This window comes from Shewanella sp. (assembly GCF_051658185.1).
Classification (GTDB): domain Bacteria; phylum Pseudomonadota; class Gammaproteobacteria; order Enterobacterales; family Shewanellaceae; genus Shewanella.
In genome coordinates this window covers 1-4,104 of the sequence record NZ_JBOFMC010000219.1, presented here as the reverse complement: position 1 = coordinate 4,104, position 4,104 = coordinate 1, and the positions used below count along the sequence as shown (strand labels likewise).

The 4,104-nt window shown below is 50.9% G+C and carries 4 protein-coding genes; all 4 read right to left on the bottom strand.

What is annotated here, in order from left to right; all coding sequences use genetic code 11:
• Positions 1-1,606: molecular chaperone HtpG (gene htpG, locus ACRCZA_RS08700; RefSeq protein WP_438674060.1), on the bottom strand; the 1,606-nt coding region annotated here is incomplete at its 3' end.
• A 288-nt stretch (positions 1,607-1,894) separates the two neighbouring features.
• Positions 1,895-2,494 carry a recombination mediator RecR gene (gene recR / locus ACRCZA_RS08695; RefSeq protein WP_438674059.1) on the bottom strand — a complete coding sequence of 200 codons (600 nt, stop codon included), beginning with the start codon at positions 2,492-2,494 and terminating at the stop codon, positions 1,895-1,897.
• A 12-nt stretch (positions 2,495-2,506) separates the two neighbouring features.
• On the bottom strand, positions 2,507-2,836 hold the full coding sequence (locus tag ACRCZA_RS08690; RefSeq protein ID WP_007648738.1) for a YbaB/EbfC family nucleoid-associated protein: 330 nt from the start codon (positions 2,834-2,836) through the stop codon (positions 2,507-2,509).
• Positions 2,837-3,093: 257 nt separating this feature from the next.
• On the bottom strand, positions 3,094-4,104 hold a 1,011-nt coding region (locus ACRCZA_RS08685), incomplete at its 5' end, for a DNA polymerase III subunit gamma/tau C-terminal domain-containing protein (RefSeq protein WP_438674058.1).

Genomic DNA, 4,104 nt, shown 5'->3' with positions numbered 1-4,104 from the left:
CATCGGCCACGCTAGCACCTAATGCCGCTTTGATGCGCTCAATCAGTGGTGCAGACTCTTCGGCGAGTTTCTCCTGCGCTTCCTTCTCAGCCGCATCTTCCAGCTCACCTAATTCCAGCTCGCCACGGGTGACTGAGTGCAATTGTTTTTCTTTGTACTCAGTTAAGTGGTTGATTAACCATTCGTCGATACGCTCAGACATCAACAGTACTTCGATGCCCTTCTTACGCAGCAGTTCTAAGTGCGGGCTGTTGGCGGCCGCGTCATGGCTGTCGGCAACGATATAGTAAATCTTGGTTTGACCTTCCTTCATGCGGCTAATGTAGTCATCGAGTGACACAGTCGGTGCCGCGCTGCCCGTATGGGTCGAGGCAAAGCGCAATAAGCCTGCAATACGCTCACGGTTAGTAAAGTCTTCCGCTGGACCTTCCTTCAACACTTGGCCAAATTCGGCCCAAAATTGTTGGTATTTTTCCGCATCGTCTTTAGCCAGTTTTTCCAACATCCCCAGCACGCGCTTAGTGATACCGGTGCGCATCGCTTTGGTGATGTGGTTGTCTTGCAAAATCTCACGGGAGACGTTGAGCGGCAGATCGTTTGAGTCAATCAAACCTTGCACAAAGCGCAGGTAAGATGGCATAAACTGCTCCGCGTCATCCATGATAAACACGCGCTGCACAAAGAGTTTCAGGCCATGTTTACGGTCACGGTTCCACATGTCCCACGGCGCTTTTGAAGGGATATACAATAGGTTAGTGTATTCCTGTTTGCCTTCTACACGGTTATGGCTCCACAGCAGCGCATCGGTGTAATCGTGGGAAATGTGCTTGTAAAACTCTTGGTACTCTTCGTCAGTGATCTCAGACTTATTGCGCATCCACAGCGCTGTCGCCTTGTTCATGACTTTCCAGTAGCCTTCGGTTGCAGGGATTTTTTCACCGTCTGGGCCATCACGCTCCGGGGTGCCTTCCTGCCACATTTCAACAGGCACTGAAATATGATCTGAGTACTTAGTGATGATCGAGCGCAGGCGCCAATCGTCAGCAAATTCTTTTTCGTCATCACGTAGGTGCAAGGTAATTTCGGTACCACGAGTCGCCTTGGTGATGGTTTCAACGGTGAAGCTACCCTCACCTTCCGATTCCCACAATACCGCTTCATCGGCCTTGTGGCCTGCAGCGCGGGTGCGCACTGTGACTTTTTTCGCCACGATAAAGGCCGAGTAAAAGCCCACACCGAACTGGCCAATTAACTGCGAATCCTTTGAGGCTTCGCCTGAGAGGTTTTTGAAGAATTCGGCAGTGCCCGATTTTGCAATAGTCCCTAAATGCTCAATCACGCCATCGCGGGTCATCCCCACGCCGTTATCTTCAATGGTCACAGTGCCTTTGTCTTTATCGGCGCTAATACGCACCCGCAGCTCACCGTCACCTTCGTATAATGCGTCGTTGGTTAACGCGAGGTAACGCAGCTTATCGGCCGCATCCGCAGCGTTAGAGACCAATTCACGCAAGAAAATTTCTTTGTTGGAATACAAAGAATGGATCATCAAATGCAACAGCTGTTTGACTTCAGTTTGAAAACCATGAGTTTCTTGTTGTGACATGAAATTTTCCTTATGTGTTACGCAATTTGATTAAAGCAAACGCTCAGTGCTTTATAAAATGGGGCTGCAAATCCACATTTCAAGGGGAAAGATAAAATCACCGAACAAATGGCGAAAAATAAGGCAGTCGCAGGCCAAAATAACCACTCTCCCTATGGCTGCCTAAAAAAGATGACAAACTTCAGCACCCGCGACCAGCCAAGCAGTGGTGCACTCGACCCATGCCGCCATAAAATAAAAAACCCGCGAGCATGGGCCGGCGGGTTTTATGTTGAGGCAAATTGAGCGCTACAGCGGGATACGCCCGTTGAAGGACAATGCTAAGGTGGTGCTATCGACATACTCTAGCTCGCCACCCACGGGCACACCGTGGGCAATGCGGCTGATCAGCACCTGGTGGCGCCTTGCCATGTCGGCGATAAAGTGGGCAGTGGCCTCACCTTCAACCGTAGGATTAGTTGCTAAAATCAGCTCGGTCACATCGCCGGAGGCTAAATGGCGTTCTAATAACGCCAAACCTAACTCTTCTGGCCCCACCCCATCGAGGGGGGATAAGTGCCCAAGGAGCACAAAATAGCGACCAGTATAGTGTCCACCCGCTTCGATGGCTAACACGTCGGCTGGCGTTTCGACCACACAAATTGTCGAAGACGAGCCGCGCTTATGGCTAGCACAAATTGGACAGAGGGTTTCTTCAGTGTAGGTTCGGCAGGACTGGCAATGACCGATATCACTCATGGCACCTGACAGCGCAGCGGCTAATTTAAGCCCCGCTTTTCTGTCGCGCTCAAGTAATTGAAACGCCATACGTTGAGCCGATTTCGGCCCCACCCCCGGTAAACAACGCAGGGACTGAATTAACTCGTCTAGCAGCGGACTAAATTTCATGGTCTATCTCAATTAAAATGGCATTTTCATGCCTGGTGGTAATTGCATACCGCCAGTCACTTCGGCCATTTTAGCTTTTTGATTCTCTTCGATACGACGGGCTGCATCGTTGCAAGCCGCAGCAATCAAATCTTCCAGCATCTCTTTGTCGTCTTCCATTAAGCTTGGATCGATTTCGACTTTACGTACTGTGTGCGCGCCTGTCATGGTGACTTTGACCAAACCCGCACCTGACTCACCGACCATTTCCATGCGGGCAATTTCTTCCTGCATTTTTGCCATTTTTTCTTGCATCATCTGGGCTTGTTTCATCAGATTGCCCATACCGCCTTTTCCAAACATAGTCATTTCTCTTCTATTAGGGTTAGTCGCAAGCTTTTAAGCTGGCTAATGTTACTGAAATAAATGGGATTGGCAATCAATGCTGTCATCCCATCGATAAACTTATGATCTTGATTGCGAGTTTTTAAGCCCACTCAGTCGCGATAAGCCTTAATGCCTGAGCTCAGGGCCTGTAACTGAGCGCGCGTTGGCTTAAATCACTCTGGCTTAAATCACTCTGGTTCAAACCACTTTGGTTCAACTCACTCTGGTTCAACTCACTCTGGCTCAGGTAGCGCAGTGATAAGCCCGCTGCGCTGATTCAGCAATTCTGGCGGATAAAGCAAACTATCCTGCTCAAGTTCGGCGCCAAAACGGTTGATAAGCCATTGCACATTATCATCCGTTATCAGCGATTGCCGCGCCTGTTGCAATAACTCTTGGTGAAAACGCTTACGCAATTCTAAGGGGGTTTCCCGGTTAGGATCGGTTCCAATGACCACAGTAACCTGCCTTGGGTTGCCAAAGGCTGCGCTTAAGGCTTGCTCTAATTGCTCAATGGCCACCTGCGCCGCGAGGTGTTTTTGATCGGGCTTTAACAGCAATGGCAAAGGATTGGCCTGCACCTGACAAATCGAGTTCACCGCTAACTGACGCACGCGCCCACCAATCTCCAAGCTCGCCATTAACTTATACCAATGCAAATCGAGCGGATGTCCCGTGATCGATTGCGCCGCCGTTAAGGCTGTTGATTGGGCAGGCGAGGAACCTGCGGCGAGCTCGAGCGGCTGAATAGCGCGGACTTCATCAGGGTGATTCAACTGATGAGTCTGCCCTGCAGCTTGCTCGACTTGAGCCGCTTGGGGATCCGTTGGCAACGTTGGTGCAGGTGCAGTCTGCGCGGCCGTCTCTGCCAATAAAGGTGCGCGCGGCGCAGGACTTTCAGGGCGTGGATGATTTGCTTCACTCGCTTGAGGCGATGTCGTTATGGGTGCAGCATGCCCATAGCGGCTCTCAGCCGCAGGCGCGTCTTCCCAAGGCGGACGATCATTGGAGTCAAGCGGCGGATGCTGCGCTGCTGCACTTTGCTGAGCGGAATGCATCGTCGTCACGGGCATGTGGTTTGTGGCCCGTTCATTCTGTAGTGCAAGCGGCCCATGGGTCGCGTTGGTGCTCAACTCAGGCTTTTTCTCAATCATAGCTTCGCCTTCAACATCATCATCCAAGTGCAGTTCGTAATCACTTTCACATTCTGCAGTGACGGCATTTTGGGCTGGACTAAGACGCTC

Coding starts and splice junctions, on each gene's coding strand:
- recR (WP_438674059.1), bottom strand. CDS start 2,494: ATGAAATTTAGTCCGCTGCTAGACGAGTTAATTCAGTCCCTGCGTTGT.
- ACRCZA_RS08690 (WP_007648738.1), bottom strand. CDS start 2,836: ATGTTTGGAAAAGGCGGTATGGGCAATCTGATGAAACAAGCCCAGATG.